Origin of the sequence: Dielma fastidiosa (assembly GCF_000313565.1) — a bacterium.
Classification (GTDB): domain Bacteria; phylum Bacillota_I; class Bacilli_A; order Erysipelotrichales; family Erysipelotrichaceae; genus Dielma; species Dielma fastidiosa.
This window is the reverse complement of the sequence record NZ_HE578929.1, coordinates 69,275-90,674: the sequence shown is the minus strand read 5'-3', so window position 1 is coordinate 90,674 and position 21,400 is coordinate 69,275. Positions and strand designations below refer to the sequence as shown.

Below are 21,400 nucleotides of genomic sequence, written 5' to 3'. Positions count from 1 at the left end.
AGTGCTTTTATGCAAACAAGCTGCTCGTTTTTTCTATATATAATTATAGCATTGAAAGCGTTTGCATTCAACAAGCACAACCAAAAGATTTAGCCATGAAGCAATCTGAAAAACGTTCGCTTCATATCTGCTGCATCCAAATTTCAAGCTTTCTAAAGCCCTGCCTGATAAAAATAGATACTCACAGATTCCCATATATTTCCATAAGAAAAACGCACTTTCGATAAAGTGCGCTGATACTCTATTCAAATGCTTATTCACTTTGATTCATTGCCATCCGCTTTTTCAGATCACGATAGGTAACCATCTCAACATGATGTTCCTTGATCCAATCCTTCATCACCGGTGACATCATCATCTCAACATCCCGCAGCCGTTCAATTGAAACCGTTGAATCAGCAATCAATTCTGCATCCACATAACCAGGATGACCATCTAAGGCCGCATATTCATATTGAAGCAGCTCATCACGATTAGCAATGACTGTCCCTAATGTATCTTTATTCAGCTGTTTTTCAATATCAAATACTTTTTTAGGCCGCTTGCCCATCGGCGTCCATGTTTTATGCAGATCCGCAAAGCCAAAATGCTCCCGCATCTCTTTGGCCATACAGACACCATGCACTCTGCCAATATCTGATACGGCTTTGGCATAGCTTGGCACAGTTCTGCCAATCGAGTGTGTATGAACATATTCAGGCTGACTGCCCGCTAATTCAACATATTTTTGAAACTGGGCCTCCAGCTCAATCATCACTTCATCATAAGGCCATAAAACATCCCTGCCCTGATCAGCCATGAAGAGCGGATCGGCATACTTCACAGTTGAACGGATAAATTCACCGTCAGCATCAACTAAATGCGGAATTAATTGGGGATTGGCAACACATTTTCCGGATGTGATATTAAAATCAAGACCAAAACAAGTTTGCGGATGCGCAGCAATCTGTTTTGCCGCCCAAGCACTGCTTGGCATATTTACAAACAATCCGGTACAATTCAAGATACCATTTTCAATCGCATCCAAAATTCCATAAGTAACAGCCCTCGTAAAACCAAAATCATCACCCTGTACCAATAATTTCATCCATTCACCTCCAGATAGTTATTTTTTTAAATCATAATACGTTATCAATTCAATATTATGATCATCAATCCATTGCTTAATAATCGGTGACATACACATTTCAGCATCCCGTAAACGTTCTAAAGATAAGGTCGTCAAACTCAGCAAATCGGCATCAACATAACCCGGATGGCCGCCAATCGCAGCAATATCATAAGAAAGCAGCAGATCACTGTGATCAAGCACATTCTGTACTTTATCTTTCGCTAATTGACCGCCCGCGTCAAATTCCTTTTTAGGTACGCCATCACTGCTGCGCTGATAAGGAATACTGCCGACATTCATTTGCTTTCTGATCGTACGTGAATAGAAAATACCCGTCTCCTGCTCTAAACGCTGAATGGTTTCTAAATAGGGCTCCGGTCCAATGGAATGTGAATGAAGATACCCCGGTTTTTGACCGCTCATTTCGATAAAACGCTCATACTGCGCTTTCATCTCAATATAGCATTCTTCAATGGGGAACATTTCCCGGCGGCCTTCTTCACTTTTATAACGCGGATCTTTAACGCGGACACTGCTTCTGATAAAATTACCGTCATGATCTACTAAATGCGGAATCAGCAACGGATCGGCGCAGCATGGACCTGACACAATATTAAAATCGATGCCAAAACAAACATGGGGACGCGCCTTCATAAAGCTGACGGCTAATGCTGCCGAAGGCATATTAGCAAACAGCCCTGTATTTCTTAAGATGCCATGATCAATGGAATCAATAATGCCGTAGGTCACACCCCGCGTAAAGCCAAAATCATCACCTTGTACTAATAATTTCATATTACCTCCCGGTTTATCAACCGCTGTTAGAAAAACTGATCCTGCGAACTATTCACATCTAAAGAAACTCGCTGCGTCATTAATCGGCTGTTTTCGATAAGCTCATCCAGCTGGGATGCGGTGAAGTTTTGATGACACTGACACAATAACTCTAAAAGCAAGGTAAGTGTTATCCCCGTAATCACAAAAACATTCTCCAGATCTGAATATTTCATCAGTTCTTGATTTACACTGCCGCCCAGCATATCGGACACCAAAAGCTTAGTCTCTGAGGGTTCACACTGCGCCAGAAACTGTGCCGCCTGCTCGCCGACTGAAACTGTTACACCTGGCAGATACGCATCGAAAACAGTAAGTGCTTCACTGCTGCCCATTAATAAATCAATCGATGATTTCATACCGCTGGCCATACGGCCATGTGTTGCTAAAAATATTTTTGTCATAATACCCTCTCTAAATAGTGAAAATAATCACCTGATTGAATAAATACCATTGGTATTTCTTCCTGCAAAGCTTCCGGCAGCCATTGAAGCATATATTTCATACCTAATTCTTCACAATTAAAATGTCCCATTTCAAACAAAACCTTTGCCTGATTCAGATAAGCCGCGTCATGAACATACTGCGTTAATGTATAATCACAAATTTCAAAAGGGATGATTACATCTGCCTTTAAGCCGCTTTTGATTTTCTCACCGTCAGTCTTGCTGCCCATGACATGTTCCGCAAACCATACCGTAGATATATCCTGATCCAAGTTACCGACAATCCGCATCCCTTGAAGATTAAATTTAGCCATAATAAAATCAGCTAAATCAGCAGCCTTAATCTTAGGAATCTTATACCAAAGCGGCTTCAGCTTATCACCTACCACATAATCGTCCCAGCCCAGTTCCTTACATATTCCATAGAATATATAATCCGGATTCTTTCTTTCCGGATAGAAAGGCTTGCCATTGCCGTGAATATGATCATGATCACGCCAAATCACTAAATTATTTTCCTTAATATAATTAAGCTTTGCCTGATAAACGTCATTGTCAGCAAGCTCATCAGCATCAACACGACCGCCGAAAAAGATAGATTCATGAGTGATGATCAGGTTAATATTTTGTTCCTTGGCTTTTTTTAATACCTCAAAGGTAGCGCATACCGTTATCGCTATGCCGCTGCATTCCTGATCAGCATCACCACATAATATCTTATCACGGCCGCCTTCATGTTCAATAAAGGGCTGATGCCATTCGCACAGCCGCTCAATTACTTCTTTTATCTTCATAAATTCTCCTTCAATTTACAGCTAAGCTGTCTTAATCAATAAATCGCCAATACGCTTTAACCGTTTAACATCAACGGTTTTATCCCGGCGGCTGCGAATATCCTTTACATAATACTCATTGCTTTGATCGCGTTCAGCAGCAGTCATAATCATCAGCTTTGAAGAGCTCTCAAAACAATGCAGCACACCCTCGTCTTCAATCTTTAAGCCCTCTGCCTCACATGCCTCAATGAATTGACTTTTATTCTTATCCAGCTCTTTATAGGCTGAAACCAAATGCTGACCATGTGCTAAATTATTAAAATAAATAACCGCATCAGCACGTTCGCACTGCTTTTTATATTTAACCAGAAACAGCTTCAAACTCAGATAATTCTGAGCACTGTGATCTAAAAACACATAAGCAATTTGTTCATCTTTCCTTCGATGTGCCGCAATATAAGTGAAAAGCGCGAGCGGCGCACTGCTGCTGAAATTAAAAATATTGCGCAGCGAATACAAATAGAGTAAAAAGCTTACGAAAGCACAAATACAGGAAAGCCAAAATTGCTTAAAAAGCAAATAGACAAGCCAACAGACAGCCGCTGTCAACAAAACGCCGATACTGCCATTAATCAATGCAGCCAGCATATGATTTCGATCACTTTTCTTTTCATTAAAAGGATAATAGCTGTACTGTTTATAATAAGATTTACGCGGTGTATCCAAAGGCGCAATCAAGATTTTATCAGCTTTATCCAAATTGCCGGCAATACATAAACCAATCTTGCTGATACCTACTGAAAGCTTATCAAACTTCACATCTAAACCAAATTCTTTCGCAAATTTACTTTCAATATACGAATAGCATCTTTGCTTATCTTTATTGGAATTTCTGATGCCATAATAATACGTATATTGAAGCAGCTGTTCCTCTAAACGATTCTCAATATCAGACATTTTTCAATATATTTGTCAACGGTGTTTTAGGCTGTGAAGGCGTCATCTGCATGAAAGCAGGGATATCAAAAGCAAGAACTTTTTTCAAGTTAACAGCTTCATCATCATCGAGGAACAAATGATCCGTATACCCTTTTCTCTCCTTACCGCTCGTTACCAGCCGGCCATAATTTGATACATTGATTTCTTTAACATCCTTGGCATTTTCAGCAATATTCAAAAGCGTGTCAATCGTTCTGACAACCACAAAAATATGCCGATCAGCACAGCGCGGATCATTTAATACTTTTAACGCTTCCTCATTAGTCATAACAAAAGTTTTAATATTTGCCGGCGAAGCCATATAAAGCGTTTTGGTCAGAAATGGGTCGGTAGCACTCGTATCATCAATAACCAGCAAGGTATCTACCGGCAGCGTTTTCACCCATGCCGCAGCAATTTGTCCATGTATTAATCTTTCATCTAAACGAAGTAAATCGATCATAATATTTTCCCTCTTTTCTTTCTATGAGCAGAATGAGTAAGCCATGGAATCACGGCTTACTCATGTGCTGATTAAACAATTCCTAAATAAGCGAAAATGATACAGACAACCATGATGCCATAAATCAATTTAGTTGGTGTGACCTTCTTATTTAACAAGCCAAAGCATGTAAACAATATTACCAATGGAAGTAAGCCTGGCAGCAATGCATCTAAGAAAGCAGTTTGGAAATCTGTTTCAACACCGCCAAAATTGATGACCCAGTTAAAATTAAATCTAATTGTTGTCGCAGTCAGACAGCCCATCATCATCAAACCGGCAATTGAAATAACCTCTTCCATGCGGTCAAACATATCCGTCTGCAGCAGCTCTGTAACAAATTCTTCACCCTTAACATAAGTGATTCTTAAGAACAGCCATTTACCGCCGGCAAACAGAATTAAGAATAAGCCTAAATATATAATCGGCGCCAGGAAATTTCCTTCCTGAGCCATACCCATGACCATGGCGGCAATAATGATACCGATAGAACCCTGGAAAAGTGTATCACCAATTGCGGCTAAAGGCCCCATCAAGGCAATCTTCATATTCTGAATTGATTCACCGCTTACCGCTGTCTTATTCAGACTGCGTTTTTTCTCCATAATATAAATCAATGCCCAAACAATCGCACCAGTATATGGATTTGTATTGTAATAGACACTATGACGATCAAAAGCAGCAACTTTTTCTGCTTCATCATCTTTGTAGAACTCTTCTAAATATGGCGCAACAGTAAATAAAACACCATGTCCGCCCATAACAACTGGATTGTTGGAACCCATAATCAGATTAGAACGCCAGAATAGGTTCCACATTACCTTTTTATCTTCTTTTGTTAAATTATTCTTAGCCATTAGAAAAAGTCACCTCCTCGATTCACACTGCCTGCCGATTGATTCAATTTAATCTTCTTATCAAGATCAGCTGAGATAAAGTACCAAATCGCACCGATTGCTACTGCAACGATCGCGCATTGGATCTGTGTTAAACCAATTACATAAGCTAAAATCCAGCCAAGGAAGAAGAAACCGGCAAATTTTGTCTGCCATGTCATCTTTAACGCGATAGCAATACCAACTGCAGTCATACAGTTAGAAGCAACACTTAAGCCCGTCATGAATTTTGCCGGCAGCAAATTAACTAAATTAGCTACAACTTCAGTACCGAAAGCAACACTGAAGAAAATGATAAGCGCTGACGGAAGCATACTGATTACTAAAAACCATACCCAGTGAGCCATGGAATAGCTTTTTGCATTTGCCTTTAAAGCCAAATTTTTCCACCATGGTTCAGAAGCAGCAAATATTGTATTAGCCAATTGATTAATACTATTACTGAGAACACCAATCGTATAAGCGATTGCTAAACCGGCTTCTAATTCCATACCGCCCAATAAGACGAAGGCACATGGAATAATTGAACCTAATTGTTTATTTGCCGGTGCTACACCGCCAATCGCCATTACACCTAAGAAAATTGCCTGCAGATAGCCGCCCATTACCAATCCCTCGGTTGGCTTGCCGACTAAGAGTCCCAACAGTGTACACAAGCAAATAGGAGAATAAGAAATATTTATTAAAAATACTTTCTGCAATACATTTGATATCCAAAAAACAAAAACGCAAATAAGCGCACCTTGCAACATTATCATCCACTCCTCTCTGTTTTTTAATGTTCAGGCTTAAACAAATCCCTAATTAATTCTCAACACATTCCTCCTTAACTTGTTGGCTATATTGTAACGGTTAAAAAAGCGCTTTCAATTGTTGAATTTTCACCAGCCGCAGTGCAACCGCTCAATTTATGACTGATACAGCAAGCTTCACTTCTCCTGATGAAATTATATAAATTCTGATCCCGGCAGCGATGTTAAAATATAAATAATACAAAAAAAGGATAAAAGATATGGAAAAAATAAAATTGATACTCTGTGATATTGACAATACACTGGTGCCTAAGCATCAAGATTTAAGTGAACGGGCTGTACAAGCCATTCACCAATTAAAAAAAAGCGAGATTTTATTTGGTCTCGCCTCCGGCAGGTCAATCAGTCAGCTGCATCGGCTTGAAACATCTTGGAATATCCGCTGTGATGTCATAATCGGCTTGAATGGTTCTGAACTATATGATGGTTTGGACGATTTCAGCGAACAGCTCTATTTTATGGAACCTGCATGGATTAAAGCCTGCTTTGAAATTATGGCACCCTTTGACTGCAATCCTACCCTGCGCAGAGACGGCATCAGCTATGTGCGCAATTATGATAAGAATGTTGCCGCCTCCTCTGCTTATATAAAAAATGACCATCAAGTACATATCGTTAAGGATGACGCTGAATTCTGGCAGGGACCCGCTTTTAAGGTTGGCTTTCGAGTTAAAGCAGAAGATATGCCCGCAATTGAAAAACGTGCCGCCAAATTTCCGTCACAAGCATTCAAGGGCTTTAAAACGGAAAATACAATGTTTGAATTCTGTAATGCGGAAGCTTCAAAAGGCAGCATGCTGAAGCGCTTCTGTTCAAGACATGATATTGATTTACAACAAGTCTGCTGTTTTGGTGATATGACCAATGATATCAGTATGCTGCAGGCTGCCGGTATAGGGGTTTGCATGCTGAATGGCTCTGAAGACGCAAAAGCAGCTGCCGACTTCATTTCTGAGAAAGCCGCTGATGAGGATGGCTGGGCTGACTATGTTGAAAAGCATATTTTAAATCGTTAATAGGCTTTTTGCCAATAACGCACAGCAGCTGGCCGCATTGACATCATATCAGCGCTTTGCTACAATTTGATTAGGAGGATCGATAGGATGCTAAATAAAACACAGGTTGATTTAATTGAATTACTTAACGATCAAAAAGTTTCATCATCTAATTATCTGGCCGACTGTCTTCAAGTATCCAAACGTTCGATCATCAGCTATGTAAAAAAAATTAACGAAACTTATCCAACCTTGATTCTATCAAACAATAAGGGATATTACATTAATAACGAGCTGTTGTCTCAAATCATCGATGACTTTCCAACCATCGTATCTGCGGAACCGTCAGAGCGAATCAGCTATATTATTCTGCAGCTGCTGACAGGCACCCGTGACAGCATCAATATTACCAACATCGGTTATGAGCTGTATTACAGCGAAACAACGATTCGTTCTGATTTATATAAGATAAAAGAAATGGTTGAAGCCTATGAGCTGACAATCAGCTTTAACTACAACACGGCAACGATCAGCGGTCCTGAACAAAAAAAGCGTGAATTCTTATTCTCAACTTTATTCAATGACGCCGATCAAAATGTCTATAATCTGGAAACCATTCAAGCCGCATTTCCTGGTTATGATTTTAATAAAATTCAGACTATTCTCTCAGAAATCATCGCTAAATATCATTATACGATGTCTGATTATGCTTTTCTTAATACGCTCTATCATATAGGCATAGCAATGAATCGTATTTCACATAATCATATTTTAGATAGAGAGCTATACTTAAAATTTGTCAGAAATCATAATTTTACGATTGCCAGAGAAATCTGCGCCAAATTATCCAAAGCCTTTCAGATCAGCTTCCCTGAAATTGAAATCATGCAGATTGCACTGCTTATGGCGGCGATTGTCGTCAATAATGACCGTTCAGAAATCACCATCGATAATCTAAAAGAAAATTTATGGGCCGGCTGTTACAATCTCGTGATTCAGGTAGCCGATAATATGAAGCATTTCTATAACATTGATCTTTATGACGATGCTGACAATTTTGTGAATTTCGCGCTTCATATCCGTTCACTGATACACCGGCTGACAGCCACAATCAGTATTAAGAACCCTTATCTGAAAGATATAAAATATCGGCATCCGGCAATTTATGACTGTGCCGTTTATATCGCAAACACAATTCAATATAATTATCCGATTATTGTAAGTGAAGACGAAATCGCTTATTTAGCATTATATATCGGCAGTATTTTTGAAAATAAAAAGAGTCACAACAGTAAATTGAAAGTGCTGTTTGTCTTACCAAATTATTACAATATCAATCAAGATCTCTATCAGTTTTACAGTGATCAGTTTGATAAATACATTACGTCTAACTGTATCTCTCATCTGGATTCTGAATTGGATCTTGAACCCTATGATTTAATTATTTCTACTTCTAAATTAAATCATTATGATTTAAAGATTCCCTTTCTATTAATCAGTCCAATCAAGAGTGATCAGGATCGAAAAATTATTTACCGCACAATTGATGACATACGCAAGGAGAAGCATAAATCTAAACTGAAGAATAACTGCATTCATTTAATGAAAGATGAATATTTTTATTTAGACCCAGCGGGAATACCTGATCGTGATGCAGCACTTGATTTAATGATTCAGCCGCTGATTAAAGACGGCAGTGTAAGCGATGATTTTAAACAGCAAGTTTTAAAGCGTGAGCAGCTTTCAGATACCGTCATCGGAATTGCCGCGGTGCCGCATTCAATGAATTCAAACGCAGCCGCTTCCTCGCTGAGTATCCTGATATCACAGGCACCTATTGCATGGGGGAACAACAGCGTGAAAGTAATATTGCTTTTTGCATCAGCCGCTGACGAATACCTCAGCACTTATGGCGACATTATCAGTTTTCTCTCTGAGAAGCTGCAGGAAAAAGCCTTTATCCGAAAATTAACACATTGCCGCTGCTGTCAGGATTTCGTTGATCTGCTAATATAAAAAGAGTGATCTTTAAATCACTCACACAAATCATTCTAAATCAGGAGCAGGATAACTGCTCCTTTATATAATAAACAGATCCTATGGGGGAGAAACAACTCAATAGTTATACTGATTTTTATGCCTTCATATTACCAATCCACAATGGTGAATTGATCGCTTTTAAATGTTCCTGATACTGATTAGTACCATAAAGAGCATCATGAGTATTAATCAGTTCAATTTTATTTTCGATGATCCACTGCTTAACTTTTGGATCACAATAGGCCTCAACATCTTTAACCCGCGGAATCGTACAGCTTGATTCAGCTAATACATAGTCATCGAGATAACCCGGGTGCTGTGACCGCATCCATATTACATCTTCATCAATCGGCATTTCCATGATTGCGCCAGCTGGATCATAATATGGAAAATCTGTAACTTTTAATGATTTATGGTGCTTGCCGCTTAAATCAATCCATTCTTTAATATTTAATGAGCGATATTTTTCAGCCGGTTGTTTTTCTTTGCCATCATAGCCGATGCCGCCCACGAAATCATAAACAATGCCATTTTCATCACAAACTTTTTTTATTGCATCACCAAGCGGACCGCGGGCGCCGCCGCATGTATCCGGCAGTCTTCCCAGCCAATCATAGCAACGCTGAAGCTGAGCCCGACATTCTTTTAATGCTTCTTCATAATCGACTTCCATCAATGCTTTTTTATCCTTCCGCCATTTGAATTTACCCTCGTCATCAACCATTGAAGGTACTTCACTTGGCTTAAGAACGGGTCTGCCCCAAAAATGCGTATGCCAGCCAATCGTAATCCAAGGACAATTACGCAAATATTTGCACGCTGATTCAAAGCCTGGTGTATCAAGCATTAAATCGCAGGCCGTAACAATACCTTTTTCAATTGCCTGCCAAGTACCTAAATTATGAACATCCGTATAACCGACATCATCTGCTCTAAATATTACTTTCATTTTTTCCCTCTTTTCTTTTATCTTTCAGACTCACCTATTTTATCTGATACTTAAATTCTATAAGATTTTTTCCGTTTATCAGCTTTACTTTTTCACCGGACTTGGTGTAATCCAATATAAAAGAATCAAGAAAATTCTGGTTAAGCAGAATTTTTTATTTTTTGAATAATTCAATCAGACGCTTCGCAGGCAATGACAGCGGCTTCTCTTTTAGACAGGCAAAGGCAACACTTCCCCTAACCGCCTCCAATAATGGCATGATAACCACATTGTTTAACGAAAAGGCTTCAATGTTTGACTCCATCAATAAGGAAATCCCCTCCCCCTCAGCAACAGAACTGATGATGCTTTCAGTCCGGCAATACCGTACCCGCTCCGGCACATAACCAGCCTTTTGACATACGCTCATAGCCCTTTTGGTAACTGCGGTATAAGCCGGCATCAAAATAAAGGCTTCCGGTTTGAGCTGGGTTAAAGAAATGGCACTGAAAGCGGCAAGCGGATGCTGTTTAGGCAGCAGGCAAACCATATGATCTAATGCAAAGGAGAAGTAGCTAAGTTTAGGATGAGGGAAATCAGAGCGCAGAATCGCCAAGTCCAAGGTTCCATCCAGCAGCTTGTCAAGCAGGGCAGCATCCTCTAACTCATAAATTTGAAAATCAAGCTTGGGGTATGCGGATCGGAATTGCTTTAATCTGCTGGCTATACGAAAGCTTGCCTGAATGGGCAGCAATCCTAATTTTAAAGTATTTTCATGACTGTCTTTAATCTGATTCAAATTACTGATCAATTGAGTGTATGCGGATAGAACATTTTTGGCATCATTATAAAATTGATGACCTGCCTCAGTTAATCTCGCACTGCGGCCGCTGCGGTCAAATAAAACAACATTTAATTCTCTTTCCATGCGCTGAATACTTTTTGATAGAGAGGACTGAGAAAGATGCAGCTCCTCAGCCGCGCCTAAAAAAGTTCCCGTTTCTACAATTACAACAAAATACTGCAACTGTTCCAATGTCATACGCTCACCTATTCCTTTATGGAATATATTATACCAAAAATCAAATTGATTCGTGCATGTTTTTTGATACGATTGAATCAGGAGGAATATATGAAATGGTTCAATGAAAAAAATGGTATAAAACTGGAATGTATTGCCGTTAAAATGGGAAAAGACCTTTCACTAATTTTAACCGGCGGTGAAGCTCATTTAGGCAGCACTGCATTAGCCATTCCCCGCTTGAGCCTAAACGGCGGCAAGCTGAGCGCTACTGCCAGCATACTCAATGTTACAGGTCATAAGGACGGTGTACTTGCAGAGCATTATGCCAGTACGGCAGCCGCACAATTGGGATGCCGCTGTGTCTGCAGCTGCGGCATTCATATCGAACAGGCGACCAGTCAGCAGCTGGAAGAAATCCAAAAGCTTGCTGATGAATTATTAAACCAAGTTTTGACAGACCTAAGTGTCAGCTAAAAAGGAGGAATTATGAATCAAATTAACGATCTGCGATCAGCTTTGGACTTATTAAAAACCATGGAAAATCAATTCATTGAGACTGATATAGAAATCGATCCAATGAATGAATTGGCTGGCTTATATCGGAAAATAGGTGCCGGCGGTACAGTCATGCGGCCAACTAAGGAAGGTCCGGCAGCTGTTTTTAATAGAATTAAAGGATACCCTGAGGCACGTATTGCAATAGGCCTTTTAGCAAGCCGGAAAAGAGTAGGCTATTTATTAAACTGTCAGCCCGAAAAGCTTGGCTTTTTATTAAAGAATGCCGTTGAAAGGCCGGTTAGACCGATTACTATTCCACAGGCGGAAGCCTTATGTCAAACACTTGTGTACCGAGCGGATGAACATGACTTTGATTTACGGAAACTGATTCCGGCATCCACCAACAGCATCGAAGATGCCGGGCCTTATATTACCCTCGGAATGGCTTATGCCTCTAATCCAATCACTGGTGAATCAGATGTTTCGATTCATCGTCTCTGTATTCAGTCAAAAGATGAAATGACCATTTTTCTGCAGCCGGGAGCACGGCATATCGGTGCTTTCCATGAGCTTGCTGAGGCAAAGGGGCAGCCGCTGCCGATATCAATCAGTATCGGTGTTGATCCAGCCATCGAAGTGACGGCATGCTTTGAACCGCCTACCACCCCTATTGGTTATGATGAGCTGCAGATTGCAGGCGCGATCCGCAATAAGCCTGTTGAATTAGTCCAATGTCTGACAATTAATGAAAAAGCAATTGCCAATGCTGAATATGTCATTGAAGGTGAAATTCTGCCCAAAGTTAGAATGCGTGAGGATATAAATAGCAACTCTGGTAAGGCAATGCCGGAATTCCCCGGTTATTGCGGTCCTGCCAATCCTTCATTGCCTGTTATTAAAGTAAAAGCGGTTACCACCCGTAAAAATCCCATTATGCAGACATGTATCGGGCCTAGCGAAGAACACGTTTCAATGGCCGGTATTCCAACCGAAGCCAGTATTCTGCAAATGGTTGATAAAGCCATGCCCGGCAAACTGAAAAATGTTTACTGCGCGTCCAGCGGCGGCGGAAAATATATTGCTGTTTTACAGTTCCAAAAGTCAGTCGCTTCTGACGAGGGCCGTCACAGACAAGCAGCCTTACTGGCATTCAGTGCATTCGCGGAATTAAAACATGTCTTCCTTGTTGATGAAGATGTTGACTGTTTTGATATGAATGATGTCCTATGGGCCATGACCACCCGCTTTCAGGCTGACCGTGATTTGATTCTTTTACCTGGCATTCAATGCCATCCGCTTGATCCTTCCAATGATCCTGTCTATAATCCATTGCTTAAAGAACACGGCAATGCATGCAAAGCCATTTTTGACTGCACCGTTCCATTTAATCAGAAGCAGCGCTTTGAAAGAGCAAAATTTCAAGATGTAGATCCGCGTCACTGGTTTAAGGAGGACGATCAATGAAACGCATCATAGTTGGCATCAGCGGTGCTAGCGGACTGCCGCTGGCAGTTCATCTGCTGGAAGCATTAAAAATGAATCCTGAGGTTGAAACAATTCTGACCGTCAGTGAAAGTGCCAAGCAAACATTGATGCTTGAAACATCAATCAGCTTTGAAAGCTTACTATCTAAGGCCGATCATTACGAAGATGTGAAAAACATAGGGGCAGCGATTGCCAGCGGTACCTATCCAAGTGCAGGCATGATTATTATCCCCTGCTCGATGAAAACCGCTGCCGGAATCGCCAATGGTTATTCAGATAATTTATTATTGCGCTGTGCCGATGTAATGATTAAAGAGCATCGGCAGCTTATCTTGGCTGTACGTGAAAATCCTCTCAGTGCGATTCATTTAGAAAATCTGCTTAAACTATCCAGATTCTCAAACATAACCATTATGCCGATGATACTGACGTATTATCAAAAACCCACAACAATCAAAGAAATGGAGGATCATCTGATCGGTAAGCTGCTGGCGCAATTTGAACTGTCCTATCAGCCTTTTAAGCCATGGCAGCCAAACTGCTGATAACTTTCATATATATATTAAAAAAACCGGAAACATTTGTCTCCGGTAATCATTAATCTGGTGGGCCTGAATGGACTCGAACCAACGACCTCACCCTTATCAGGGGTGCGCTCTAACCACCTGAGCTACAGGCCCACTTGTTAGTGCCCATATATAATACCATAAAGCATTTTAGCTTGCAAGATAAACATTACAAAAAATTGTTCTTAGCCGGCATTTTCTTTGCGGATGGTTTTTAAGCGTTGTCTTGGTTTAAACCTTTAAGTCATGGTATAATAGCTACCATAGGAGGTACATTATGTTACAAATCAATACAAAAGCACCTGATTTTGCACTCGCTGATCAGCATGGCAACATTGTTCATCTCAGTGATTTTCTAGGCAAAAAGGTCGTTCTCTATTTCTACCCTAAAGATAATACACCTGGCTGCACCAAGCAGGCCTGCGCGTTTAAAAGTATGTATGAGGCTTTCCGCAGCAAGGATATTGAAGTGATTGGAATCAGCAAAGATTCCGCTGCCTCACATAAGAAATTCATAGAGAAGTATGAGCTGCCCTTTACCCTTCTAAGTGATCCGCAGACAAATATACTTCAGGAATATGAGGTATGGAAAAAGAAGAAGCTAGCGGGTCATGAATATATGGGCATTGTCCGTTCTACTTACATCATCGATGAAGAAGGCAAGATTCTGCATGCGATGGAAAAGGTCAATCCAGAAAAAAATCCGCTTGAAGTTGCGGCGGTACTGAATGTATGAAAATAGAATTAACCGTATCCAGCTTTGCCCACTGTTATGAAGGCGCAGAATTAAAAGATACGCAAACTTGGCAGGCTGCCCTGATTGACGTCTTAAAAGAAAATGAAATCATGATTGACGGCTGGCAGGAAGATAGTTCAGCCTTTGCCGTCAAAGAAATCGATGAGGAATGTCTGGCTGCCCTCGCCCTTTGCGCCGCTTATACGGAAGCGAAGAAACCGCTGCCCGCTAAATTAAAGAGCGTATGGGATGAGGATAAGATTTATAGTAAGGCGGCCAACAGCAATGATTCAAAATATAAGCAGCTGCTGCGCAGTGTTGATATCTTCCTGCCCGGTAATTTCCCTTATAATTTTGAATTTGCTGATATGAATGAAGAAGTGATGCTTTTTGGCAGTCTTGATGAATTGATTGATCAATGCCTGCGTCTGAAACGCAGTGCATTTAAGGATGAAACAACCGTGAATCAAGTAAGTAAAATGGCCCTGGAGGCATTAAATCTTTACTTGGAAATGGCACAGCTGGCAAAAACCAGTCAACTGCCCCTATTTATTAATTAAAGCTGGCCGCCGCCAGCTTTTTCATATAAAAAACCGATCTGAGATCGGTTTATCCTAAATGTATAAAAGATATAAAAGAAGCGAGATACATTACAGCTGCTGACTTTCTTACAATCGATGAAGATTGATGAATGCATTCTAATGTCGCGCAATACTTATCCATGCCGGTAATTACCCAGCCCTCTTTATAGCGAGGCGCTTTTAAAGTCATCGGCCACATATGCTTAACGATGCAGTCAGCCATCAAAGGTGTTACATCAGCGATTTTACGCGCGTTTTCAAGCGCTACCCGCGGATGCAGAGCCGGATGCCAGCCTTCATGTGTCTTTTCACGCCAATCATAGTGAAACAGATCATGCAGCAAAGCCGCCCTTGTAGCCTCTTTCGTATGCCAGTTAAACTTACGGCAAATCAGAAACGTATAATAAGCAACATTCAAAGAATGCTGGAGTCGTGTTGTATTTAAATGCTGGGAAAACTCATCAAGCTGCTGTACTTCATTCATTGTAAGCAGGTCACTTAATATTTCATTAAACTCCCTGATTTTTGGATTTGTAATGTCATTCAAGTCTAATCTAGAATAAATCGCTTTTTCCAATCTCTTCACCTCTATTTACTAGAATAACATACTGAAAATAAAAGTCAATTGACTTTATCTGAAATCTTTGTGAAGTTTTTGCTTATCTCTTAATTAATGATTAAACAATGGTCAGTATGACACCTACAACCGCCAAGCCCAAACCGGCAAGATGCAGAGGCGGCATTGATTCACCATAAAATAGTAACCCGATACCGCAGACGGCTACAATAACTAGAATATTGGCCAGAGGCGGTAAAGTTGTCAAGCTGAAACCATGACGGTAAGCAAGCAGAAAGCCTAATTCATAAAAGCAGATCACAGCTCCAAGTAAAAAGCTGAAGCGATTTACTTTCTTTAACTCAGTACCGATCTGAGCCAAGCCACCGCTAGCCGCAGCAAGCAGTAAAGCACAGAGAAAAGCGACAGCATAAGTACACAATAAAGGGATGAACGGATTCACATCAGAAGGAATGGATTTTGAGCAGATCTGATACAGCACCCCGGAAACGAGAATAATCAGCAGGGCTATTAATTTCATTTTCAGCCAGCCTAAGAAATAGGAATCAGCATTGCTGATCCCTATGTTCTATCCAATCCTTTGACAATTTCCTGCCATACATTATCCGCCCGCATTAAACCAAAGTCAGACGCTGAAATCGTCAGCACAAGACGATCTGCCAGCTTCGCCTTAATGTCATCATAGGCATAACGCACCTGCGGCCCTAACAAATAAACATCATAATCACCGAAATCATTCTCAGCCTCCGCAAGCGCCGTAGCGACAACTTCAATATCCTCAACACCATACTTCTTTGCTTCTTCTTCCAGTCTGACTTTCATTAAGCCGGTACTTAACCCGCCGTAACACATTAATAATATTTTCATCGCTCGTTCTCCTTCTATTTGACGCTGGCCATTTCTTCTTCATACTTTTGTTTATCATACACTTTGATAAACGGAAAGTAAATAAGCGCATCTAATACAATCAATCCCACAATCAGCAGCATTGCCTTGATGTCCAGCGTTGAAAGCAGTCCCCCGATTGGACAGAACATATTCCATCCCGGCTGAGCAATCGTTCTGCCCACCAGACCAAAATACATCGCGCCATATGATATGACACAATTTACCAATACGGCGCCGACAAAAGGGATATACATCATTGGATTCAGCATTAACGGCACACCGAAAATAACCGGTTCATTAATATTGAAGAAAGCAGGCACAATACCGAGCTTGCCGACTGTTTTCAGCTGTTTTGATTTACAGGTCAGCAAGACGATGCACAAACCGAAGGTCGCCCCGGAACCGCCGATCATCAGGAACATAAACCAATATGGATCAGTCACAATATATGGAACTGCCGTAGTTGCCGCACCGCTGTTGAAAGCAGCGATATTCGCCGTCAGCGCGATGGTCCAAAAAGCTGTCATCGGACCGGTAATACAAGAATCATGAATACCAAACCACCAGAATGTCATAACTAAAAAGGCTAATAGGAAGACACCAGGCAGTGAATCTGTCGCGCTCAATACCGGTGAAAGCAGCACCGTCATCAAAGCCGGTAAAGTATCACCGGTAAGACTGACAATACCCCAATGCAGCAAGCCAATACCAATTAATGTAATGGCCGTAGGTATCAGTAAGGCAAAGGCCTGCGTTAATGCTTCCGGTACCCCCTGACCTTCTAATGAAATATAACCGACTTTACGTTTAAATAAGAAATGCAGGATTTCAATGGCTATAATGCTGCCGATAATTGCCGTAAACAAGCCGGTACCGCCAAAATAATCAAAGGTCTTGCTGCCATCAGCGCCCAAACCTGCCAAGATCAAAAAGGCAACTGTTGATAGAACAGGCGGCAGAAAGCCCTTCATTTTATATTCCTGTGCTAAGAAATAACCGATAGCCGCAGCCACAAAGATTGACATAAATTCCATACATATCGTATAGATAGACCCAATCGGCGTAGCTATCTGTTCAGCAAATACAGCCCATGCCTGAAAAAAGCTATACATAAAACCAGGCTCTAATGTTGTATAATCAACCGGCGGTGAAATTAACACCAGTGCTAAAGATCCGATGGTTAAAAAAGGAACAATGCTTAAAAATGAATTTGAGATTGCTCTTAAATGCCGCTGCTTAGAAAATTTATTTGCCATCGGCAATAATTTCTTTTCCAGCATTTCTGATAATTTCTTCATATTATCCTCCCTATAGATTCTCTTTTATCTTTTTTTGATACCAGCTGTAGCTCTTTTTCGGAATGCGCTGACAGTCATGCTCATAATCAACATAAACTAAGCCATACCGTTTTTCATAACCGTTGATCCAGCTGTATAAATCCATTGTCGACCAGATAAAATACCCTAAAACATTACAGCCCTCAGCTTTTGCCCGCAGCAAGCCATCTACCCAGCCTTCTAAAATTTCAATGCGGTAATCATCGTCAACTTTACCCTCTGCATTTAATTCATCATAAGTGCCGATGCCGCTTTCCGTTATATACACAGGGATATCACCATACATCTGCTTGATATCTTTAAGCATATCGTAAATGGTATCCGGATAGATTTCTGACCCCCATGGATTATACTTAGCCTTTGGATCAAAATCTGTCTCAAACCAACCCTTGATAATACTCGAAGCATGATTGGTTTTATTCTGTTTTCCCTTATTATTCATAAACATCGTCGATTCACCGGCAGTATAAGGCTTAACTAATACCCGATTATAGCTGTTGACACCTAAGAAATCGACGATACCAGCCTGAAATACGGCTTTATCCTCAGCTTTTACATAGTCTAAATTTAAGCCGCTTGCCTGCATCTTGGCAATGAGTTTTTCTGGAAACCAACCCTTAACGATGACATCGCTGACCGCGGTGTTGTAATAGAGTTCAGCATTCTCTGCCACCTGACGATAAGCTTCATTATCAACGCGGATCTGAACGGAGCTTGGCGTATAAACTAAACCAATTTGACCGTTATACTGTTTATCTCTGAAGATTTTGACGGCCATCGCGGAACCCAGCAGCATGTGATACAGCGCCTTGCTGCGGCGGCTTACATCATGAACATGCGGTGGATAATTGCCAACGATATATCCGCACATTGACTCATAATCCGGTTCATTGATTGTCGTCCAAAAATTAATTTTATCATGGAAGGCTTCAAAACATACCGCGGCATATTCAGCAAATGCCACAGCGGTTTCGCGATTCTCCCAGCCGCCCTTTTGATATAATGATTCAGGTAAATCGTAATGATAAATTGTTACAAACGGTTCCACATGATAACGACGGCATGTTTCGATGACCTTCAGATAGAAATCAATTCCCTTTTGATTCACGGCCCCTACACCGTCAGGAATAATTCTGGTCCATGACAATGAAAAACGAAACGCATTCTGACCGCTTTTTGCAAGCATACGGATATCCTCTTCATAACGATGATAGAAATCACTGGCAACATCACCGCTGATGCCGCCTTCATTACGCTCACTGTGACAATAAGTATCCCACATAGATAAGCCCTTGCCATCCTCATTCCAAGCTCCTTCACACTGATATGCAGCAGTAGCGCTGCCCCATAAAAATTCACTCATTCTTTCACTCCTTCCATTTTCTTGTAAAGCCGGATCAGATCAGCTGCACTCTGTTTATACGTCATCGCATGCATAAAATGATCCTGTGCGTGTACCATCAATATTCCGATGGGTATTTCTTCCCCCCGCATTTCCGCATTCAGCAGATCCGTCTGCGCACGGTGGGCATTCAGCAGATACTCATCACCGTTTTTCATCAGATTCTCAGCCGCCTCAAAAGCGCCCTTATCCGCTTCCTTGACCGCTGATATAAAACAATCATAAGCACTCCCTGCATTAGCGATAACACTGCAGGCTATCAGCTGACATTCTTCCTTATTCATGATTTGCTGCCACTTCCTTCCACGCCTTCATTCTACGATGCACTGCTTTGCGATACAAATTAACAATTGCGTACCCCCTTGCAAATGTTTGTTTGTTTAATTATGCTCTTATTAGTTAAAATAAATAAGAAGAAGGTGAGTGCATCATGAGCAATACATTAAGTGAACGGGAAAAAAAGATACTTCAATTACTAATGAAATGCCATGGCCGAGCCAGCGGCAAGCTGCTTGCGGAAAACATGAATATTTCATTAAGAACACTTACAAGTGAAATGGCAGAATTAAAAAGAATGGCCTTAGTTGATTCAGATAATGCCGGTTATAAAATCATTGATGATGAATCTTCACTGCAGCTGATGGCCTTAGAAGATACCGACCTGAGACAAAAAATCCTACGGCGGCTTCTCAATGCTAATCAGGCCATTGATGTTGATGAGCTCGCTGATGAATTTTATGTCAGCACCTCGTCGCTGCGCAATAAGCTGAAAGAAATTAATAAGCTCATTTGTGAAAATGATCTGCAATTAATTTACGCGCATAATACAGTAAGAATTGAAGGTACTGAATTGAATAAAAGATTAATGATCCGTAAAATGATCTATGCCGATTTCCCCAGTCGAATGATGAATATCGATAATCTGGCAGATTACTTTCATGATATGGATATCAGCAGTCTTTATACTATTGTATTAAGCAGTGTCGAAGCAAATGGTTATTATATCCAGGATGCCTATTCATCAAGTCTTTCATTAAATTTAATTATCGGCTTATACCGCATCAGTCAAGACATTCATACACCGAAGCTGAAAGATGTAGACACTGATTCAATCGAATATAAATTAGCTTCTGAAGTTTGTCATCGTTATACAAAGCATTTTAATAAAACAGTTACCGAAGGTGATATAGCTTATATTACCAGCCTATTCTGCGGACAAGTCGTTCACCCAAACCGTGAATCACCTTATGACAGTTATGATTTTGAATTTGAAACAAAGATCAGTTCAATTCTCGCAACTACCTTTGAGAAATATATGTTGGAGGTTGACTATGCCAGTATGGTTCACAACCTTTCACTGCATATCTTTGATCTGATTAAACGCAGTAATTCCAATAATTTTGTCAGCACTCAAATACACAGCACGATGAAACAGAAATGCCCCTTTATTTATGATGTGGCTGTCAGTCTTGCCAAACAGTTAGAGGAAGCCTTTCATATAACGATCCCTGATGATGAGATTGGCTTTTTAAGTGTTCATATTGGTTTTATCATTGAGAATTCTATGGATAATGATCAATATATTGATATCCTCTTGATTGCCAATCATTATCAGGGAATCGCCGAGCATATTCAAAACAAGCTTTTAGAGCGCCATAAAGATATTCTGCGCCTGCACGTGATGGACCCGGCAAGCAATGTCGTGCCAAAACAAAATATCGACTTTGTGATATCAACAGTGCCATTAGAAATTATCGGCAAGCAAATCATCAATATATCGCCTTTCTTTGATGTAGTGGAACGTGCGCAGGTCGATGAAGCGATCGCCAAGTATTTAAAAGAAAAAAAGCTGCGCCGCAACAATGTCTTTCTGACATCATGCTGATCTGGACCCTGTCAAGTAGACACATAAAATAAATAAAATTTTTATCCCAATTGGCACTCAGCTGATTGGGTTTTTAATTGCCTTAATGACTCTTTATATTTCT

24 protein-coding genes and 1 tRNA gene are annotated in these 21,400 nt (G+C 40.6%); 8 read left to right on the top strand and 17 right to left on the bottom strand.

From position 1 onward, the window contains the following. Positions 1 to 253 precede the first annotated feature (253 nt). The 8 genes from DAHG_RS13970 to DAHG_RS13935 all read right to left on the bottom strand — a co-directional run bounded on the left by DAHG_RS13970 (position 254) and on the right by DAHG_RS13935 (position 6,295). Complete coding sequence (locus DAHG_RS13970; protein ID WP_022938969.1) at positions 254 to 1,087, bottom strand: ChbG/HpnK family deacetylase; 834 nt, start codon at positions 1,085 to 1,087, stop codon at positions 254 to 256. A gap of 18 nt (positions 1,088 to 1,105) precedes the next feature. Further along, entirely contained in the window at positions 1,106 to 1,906 is an 801-nt protein-coding gene (locus DAHG_RS13965; protein ID WP_022938968.1) for a ChbG/HpnK family deacetylase, read from the bottom strand. Positions 1,907 to 1,932: 26 nt separating this feature from the next. Next, entirely contained in the window at positions 1,933 to 2,349 is a 417-nt protein-coding gene (locus DAHG_RS13960) for a PTS sugar transporter subunit IIA (RefSeq protein ID WP_022938967.1), read from the bottom strand. After that, positions 2,346 to 3,185, bottom strand: coding sequence for a Nif3-like dinuclear metal center hexameric protein (locus DAHG_RS13955; RefSeq protein ID WP_022938966.1), 840 nt, complete (start codon positions 3,183 to 3,185; stop codon positions 2,346 to 2,348). Before DAHG_RS13955 ends, DAHG_RS13960 begins: the two co-directional genes overlap by 4 nt. 21 nt (positions 3,186 to 3,206) lie before the next feature. Continuing rightward, positions 3,207 to 4,124: a hypothetical protein gene (locus DAHG_RS13950; protein ID WP_022938965.1), complete on the bottom strand. Its 918-nt coding sequence runs from the start codon at positions 4,122 to 4,124 to the stop codon at positions 3,207 to 3,209. Next, positions 4,117 to 4,608: a PTS system mannose/fructose/N-acetylgalactosamine-transporter subunit IIB gene (locus DAHG_RS19750; protein ID WP_022938964.1), complete on the bottom strand. Its 492-nt coding sequence runs from the start codon at positions 4,606 to 4,608 to the stop codon at positions 4,117 to 4,119. The genes DAHG_RS13950 and DAHG_RS19750 overlap by 8 nt, the downstream gene beginning before the upstream one ends. Positions 4,609 to 4,679: 71 nt before the next feature. Beyond that, positions 4,680 to 5,504, bottom strand: coding sequence for a PTS system mannose/fructose/sorbose family transporter subunit IID (locus DAHG_RS13940; protein WP_022938963.1), 825 nt, complete (start codon positions 5,502 to 5,504; stop codon positions 4,680 to 4,682). Beyond that, on the bottom strand, positions 5,504 to 6,295 hold the full coding sequence (locus DAHG_RS13935) for a PTS sugar transporter subunit IIC (protein ID WP_022938962.1): 792 nt from the start codon (positions 6,293 to 6,295) through the stop codon (positions 5,504 to 5,506). The genes DAHG_RS13940 and DAHG_RS13935 overlap by 1 nt, the downstream gene beginning before the upstream one ends. A 260-nt stretch (positions 6,296 to 6,555) precedes the next feature. Between DAHG_RS13935 and DAHG_RS13930 the strand changes: the two genes are divergently transcribed. Together DAHG_RS13930 and DAHG_RS13925 are read left to right on the top strand one after the other, a co-directional pair. Further along, positions 6,556 to 7,371: an HAD-IIB family hydrolase gene (locus DAHG_RS13930; protein ID WP_022938961.1), complete on the top strand. Its 816-nt coding sequence runs from the start codon at positions 6,556 to 6,558 to the stop codon at positions 7,369 to 7,371. 87 nt (positions 7,372 to 7,458) lie between these two features. Next, positions 7,459 to 9,366 carry a BglG family transcription antiterminator gene (locus DAHG_RS13925; RefSeq protein ID WP_022938960.1) on the top strand — a complete coding sequence of 636 codons (1,908 nt, stop codon included), beginning with the start codon at positions 7,459 to 7,461 and terminating at the stop codon, positions 9,364 to 9,366. 118 nt (positions 9,367 to 9,484) lie between these two features. Here the strand turns inward: DAHG_RS13925 and DAHG_RS13920 are convergent, their stop codons facing one another. Continuing rightward, on the bottom strand, positions 9,485 to 10,339 hold the full coding sequence (locus tag DAHG_RS13920) for a ChbG/HpnK family deacetylase (protein WP_022938959.1): 855 nt from the start codon (positions 10,337 to 10,339) through the stop codon (positions 9,485 to 9,487). A gap of 154 nt (positions 10,340 to 10,493) precedes the next feature. Next, a complete protein-coding gene (locus DAHG_RS19745) occupies positions 10,494 to 11,360 on the bottom strand; it encodes a LysR family transcriptional regulator (RefSeq protein ID WP_022938958.1) in 867 nt (288 codons plus the stop codon). Between the two features lie 90 nt (positions 11,361 to 11,450). Between DAHG_RS19745 and lpdD the strand changes: the two genes are divergently transcribed. The 3 genes from lpdD to DAHG_RS13900 are packed head-to-tail and all read left to right on the top strand — an operon-like array spanning position 11,451 to position 13,870. Then, the gene (gene lpdD / locus DAHG_RS13910) at positions 11,451 to 11,816 is read left to right on the top strand and encodes a prenylated flavin chaperone LpdD (protein ID WP_022938957.1); all 366 of its coding nucleotides are present in this window, start codon (positions 11,451 to 11,453) and stop codon (positions 11,814 to 11,816) included. 12 nt (positions 11,817 to 11,828) lie between these two features. After that, positions 11,829 to 13,304, top strand: a complete 1,476-nt coding sequence (locus DAHG_RS13905; protein WP_022938956.1) for a UbiD family decarboxylase — start codon at positions 11,829 to 11,831, stop codon at positions 13,302 to 13,304. Beyond that, positions 13,301 to 13,870 (top strand): UbiX family flavin prenyltransferase, encoded by a 570-nt coding sequence (locus DAHG_RS13900; RefSeq protein WP_022938955.1) that lies wholly within the window; start codon positions 13,301 to 13,303, stop codon positions 13,868 to 13,870. Before DAHG_RS13905 ends, DAHG_RS13900 begins: the two co-directional genes overlap by 4 nt. Positions 13,871 to 13,928: 58 nt before the next feature. On the opposite strand, the gene DAHG_RS13895 is transcribed toward DAHG_RS13900, so the two are convergent. Further along, positions 13,929 to 14,005 (bottom strand) — tRNA-Ile (locus DAHG_RS13895). Between the two features lie 163 nt (positions 14,006 to 14,168). On the opposite strand from DAHG_RS13895, the gene bcp reads away from it, so the two are divergent. After that, on the top strand, positions 14,169 to 14,627 hold the full coding sequence (gene bcp / locus DAHG_RS13890) for a thioredoxin-dependent thiol peroxidase (RefSeq protein WP_022938954.1): 459 nt from the start codon (positions 14,169 to 14,171) through the stop codon (positions 14,625 to 14,627). Further along, positions 14,624 to 15,187, top strand: a complete 564-nt coding sequence (locus tag DAHG_RS13885) for a hypothetical protein (RefSeq protein WP_022938953.1) — start codon at positions 14,624 to 14,626, stop codon at positions 15,185 to 15,187. Before bcp ends, DAHG_RS13885 begins: the two co-directional genes overlap by 4 nt. A gap of 49 nt (positions 15,188 to 15,236) precedes the next feature. Here the strand turns inward: DAHG_RS13885 and DAHG_RS13880 are convergent, their stop codons facing one another. The 6 genes from DAHG_RS13880 to DAHG_RS13855 all read right to left on the bottom strand — a co-directional run bounded on the left by DAHG_RS13880 (position 15,237) and on the right by DAHG_RS13855 (position 19,696). Next, positions 15,237 to 15,785 (bottom strand): HD domain-containing protein, encoded by a 549-nt coding sequence (locus DAHG_RS13880; RefSeq protein WP_022938952.1) that lies wholly within the window; start codon positions 15,783 to 15,785, stop codon positions 15,237 to 15,239. 100 nt (positions 15,786 to 15,885) lie between these two features. After that, the gene (locus tag DAHG_RS19740; protein WP_022938951.1) at positions 15,886 to 16,305 is read right to left on the bottom strand and encodes a hypothetical protein; all 420 of its coding nucleotides are present in this window, start codon (positions 16,303 to 16,305) and stop codon (positions 15,886 to 15,888) included. 41 nt (positions 16,306 to 16,346) lie between these two features. After that, positions 16,347 to 16,652: a PTS sugar transporter subunit IIB gene (locus tag DAHG_RS13870; RefSeq protein WP_022938950.1), complete on the bottom strand. Its 306-nt coding sequence runs from the start codon at positions 16,650 to 16,652 to the stop codon at positions 16,347 to 16,349. A 14-nt stretch (positions 16,653 to 16,666) separates the two neighbouring features. After that, complete coding sequence (locus DAHG_RS13865) at positions 16,667 to 17,971, bottom strand: PTS sugar transporter subunit IIC (RefSeq protein ID WP_022938949.1); 1,305 nt, start codon at positions 17,969 to 17,971, stop codon at positions 16,667 to 16,669. A 10-nt stretch (positions 17,972 to 17,981) separates the two neighbouring features. Continuing rightward, positions 17,982 to 19,373 carry a glycoside hydrolase family 1 protein gene (locus tag DAHG_RS13860; RefSeq protein ID WP_022938948.1) on the bottom strand — a complete coding sequence of 464 codons (1,392 nt, stop codon included), beginning with the start codon at positions 19,371 to 19,373 and terminating at the stop codon, positions 17,982 to 17,984. Beyond that, positions 19,370 to 19,696 carry a PTS lactose/cellobiose transporter subunit IIA gene (locus tag DAHG_RS13855; protein WP_022938947.1) on the bottom strand — a complete coding sequence of 109 codons (327 nt, stop codon included), beginning with the start codon at positions 19,694 to 19,696 and terminating at the stop codon, positions 19,370 to 19,372. Before DAHG_RS13855 ends, DAHG_RS13860 begins: the two co-directional genes overlap by 4 nt. Before the next feature lie 146 nt (positions 19,697 to 19,842). Between DAHG_RS13855 and DAHG_RS13850 the strand changes: the two genes are divergently transcribed. Further along, positions 19,843 to 21,297, top strand: coding sequence for a BglG family transcription antiterminator (locus DAHG_RS13850; RefSeq protein WP_022938946.1), 1,455 nt, complete (start codon positions 19,843 to 19,845; stop codon positions 21,295 to 21,297). The last annotated feature ends 103 nt before the right edge of the window (positions 21,298 to 21,400 follow it).

Coding starts and splice junctions, on each gene's coding strand:
- DAHG_RS13970 (WP_022938969.1), bottom strand. CDS start 1,087: ATGAAATTATTGGTACAGGGTGATGATTTTGGTTTTACGAGGGCTGTT.
- DAHG_RS13965 (WP_022938968.1), bottom strand. CDS start 1,906: ATGAAATTATTAGTACAAGGTGATGATTTTGGCTTTACGCGGGGTGTG.
- DAHG_RS13960 (WP_022938967.1), bottom strand. CDS start 2,349: ATGACAAAAATATTTTTAGCAACACATGGCCGTATGGCCAGCGGTATG.
- DAHG_RS13955 (WP_022938966.1), bottom strand. CDS start 3,185: ATGAAGATAAAAGAAGTAATTGAGCGGCTGTGCGAATGGCATCAGCCC.
- DAHG_RS13950 (WP_022938965.1), bottom strand. CDS start 4,124: ATGTCTGATATTGAGAATCGTTTAGAGGAACAGCTGCTTCAATATACG.
- DAHG_RS19750 (WP_022938964.1), bottom strand. CDS start 4,608: ATGATCGATTTACTTCGTTTAGATGAAAGATTAATACATGGACAAATT.
- DAHG_RS13940 (WP_022938963.1), bottom strand. CDS start 5,504: ATGGCTAAGAATAATTTAACAAAAGAAGATAAAAAGGTAATGTGGAAC.
- DAHG_RS13935 (WP_022938962.1), bottom strand. CDS start 6,295: ATGTTGCAAGGTGCGCTTATTTGCGTTTTTGTTTTTTGGATATCAAAT.
- DAHG_RS13930 (WP_022938961.1), top strand. CDS start 6,556: ATGGAAAAAATAAAATTGATACTCTGTGATATTGACAATACACTGGTG.
- DAHG_RS13925 (WP_022938960.1), top strand. CDS start 7,459: ATGCTAAATAAAACACAGGTTGATTTAATTGAATTACTTAACGATCAA.
- DAHG_RS13920 (WP_022938959.1), bottom strand. CDS start 10,339: ATGAAAGTAATATTTAGAGCAGATGATGTCGGTTATACGGATGTTCAT.
- DAHG_RS19745 (WP_022938958.1), bottom strand. CDS start 11,360: ATGACATTGGAACAGTTGCAGTATTTTGTTGTAATTGTAGAAACGGGA.
- lpdD (WP_022938957.1), top strand. CDS start 11,451: ATGAAATGGTTCAATGAAAAAAATGGTATAAAACTGGAATGTATTGCC.
- DAHG_RS13905 (WP_022938956.1), top strand. CDS start 11,829: ATGAATCAAATTAACGATCTGCGATCAGCTTTGGACTTATTAAAAACC.
- DAHG_RS13900 (WP_022938955.1), top strand. CDS start 13,301: ATGAAACGCATCATAGTTGGCATCAGCGGTGCTAGCGGACTGCCGCTG.
- bcp (WP_022938954.1), top strand. CDS start 14,169: ATGTTACAAATCAATACAAAAGCACCTGATTTTGCACTCGCTGATCAG.
- DAHG_RS13885 (WP_022938953.1), top strand. CDS start 14,624: ATGAAAATAGAATTAACCGTATCCAGCTTTGCCCACTGTTATGAAGGC.
- DAHG_RS19740 (WP_022938951.1), bottom strand. CDS start 16,305: ATGAAATTAATAGCCCTGCTGATTATTCTCGTTTCCGGGGTGCTGTAT.
- DAHG_RS13870 (WP_022938950.1), bottom strand. CDS start 16,652: ATGAAAATATTATTAATGTGTTACGGCGGGTTAAGTACCGGCTTAATG.
- DAHG_RS13865 (WP_022938949.1), bottom strand. CDS start 17,971: ATGAAGAAATTATCAGAAATGCTGGAAAAGAAATTATTGCCGATGGCA.
- DAHG_RS13860 (WP_022938948.1), bottom strand. CDS start 19,373: ATGAGTGAATTTTTATGGGGCAGCGCTACTGCTGCATATCAGTGTGAA.
- DAHG_RS13855 (WP_022938947.1), bottom strand. CDS start 19,696: ATGAATAAGGAAGAATGTCAGCTGATAGCCTGCAGTGTTATCGCTAAT.
- DAHG_RS13850 (WP_022938946.1), top strand. CDS start 19,843: ATGAGCAATACATTAAGTGAACGGGAAAAAAAGATACTTCAATTACTA.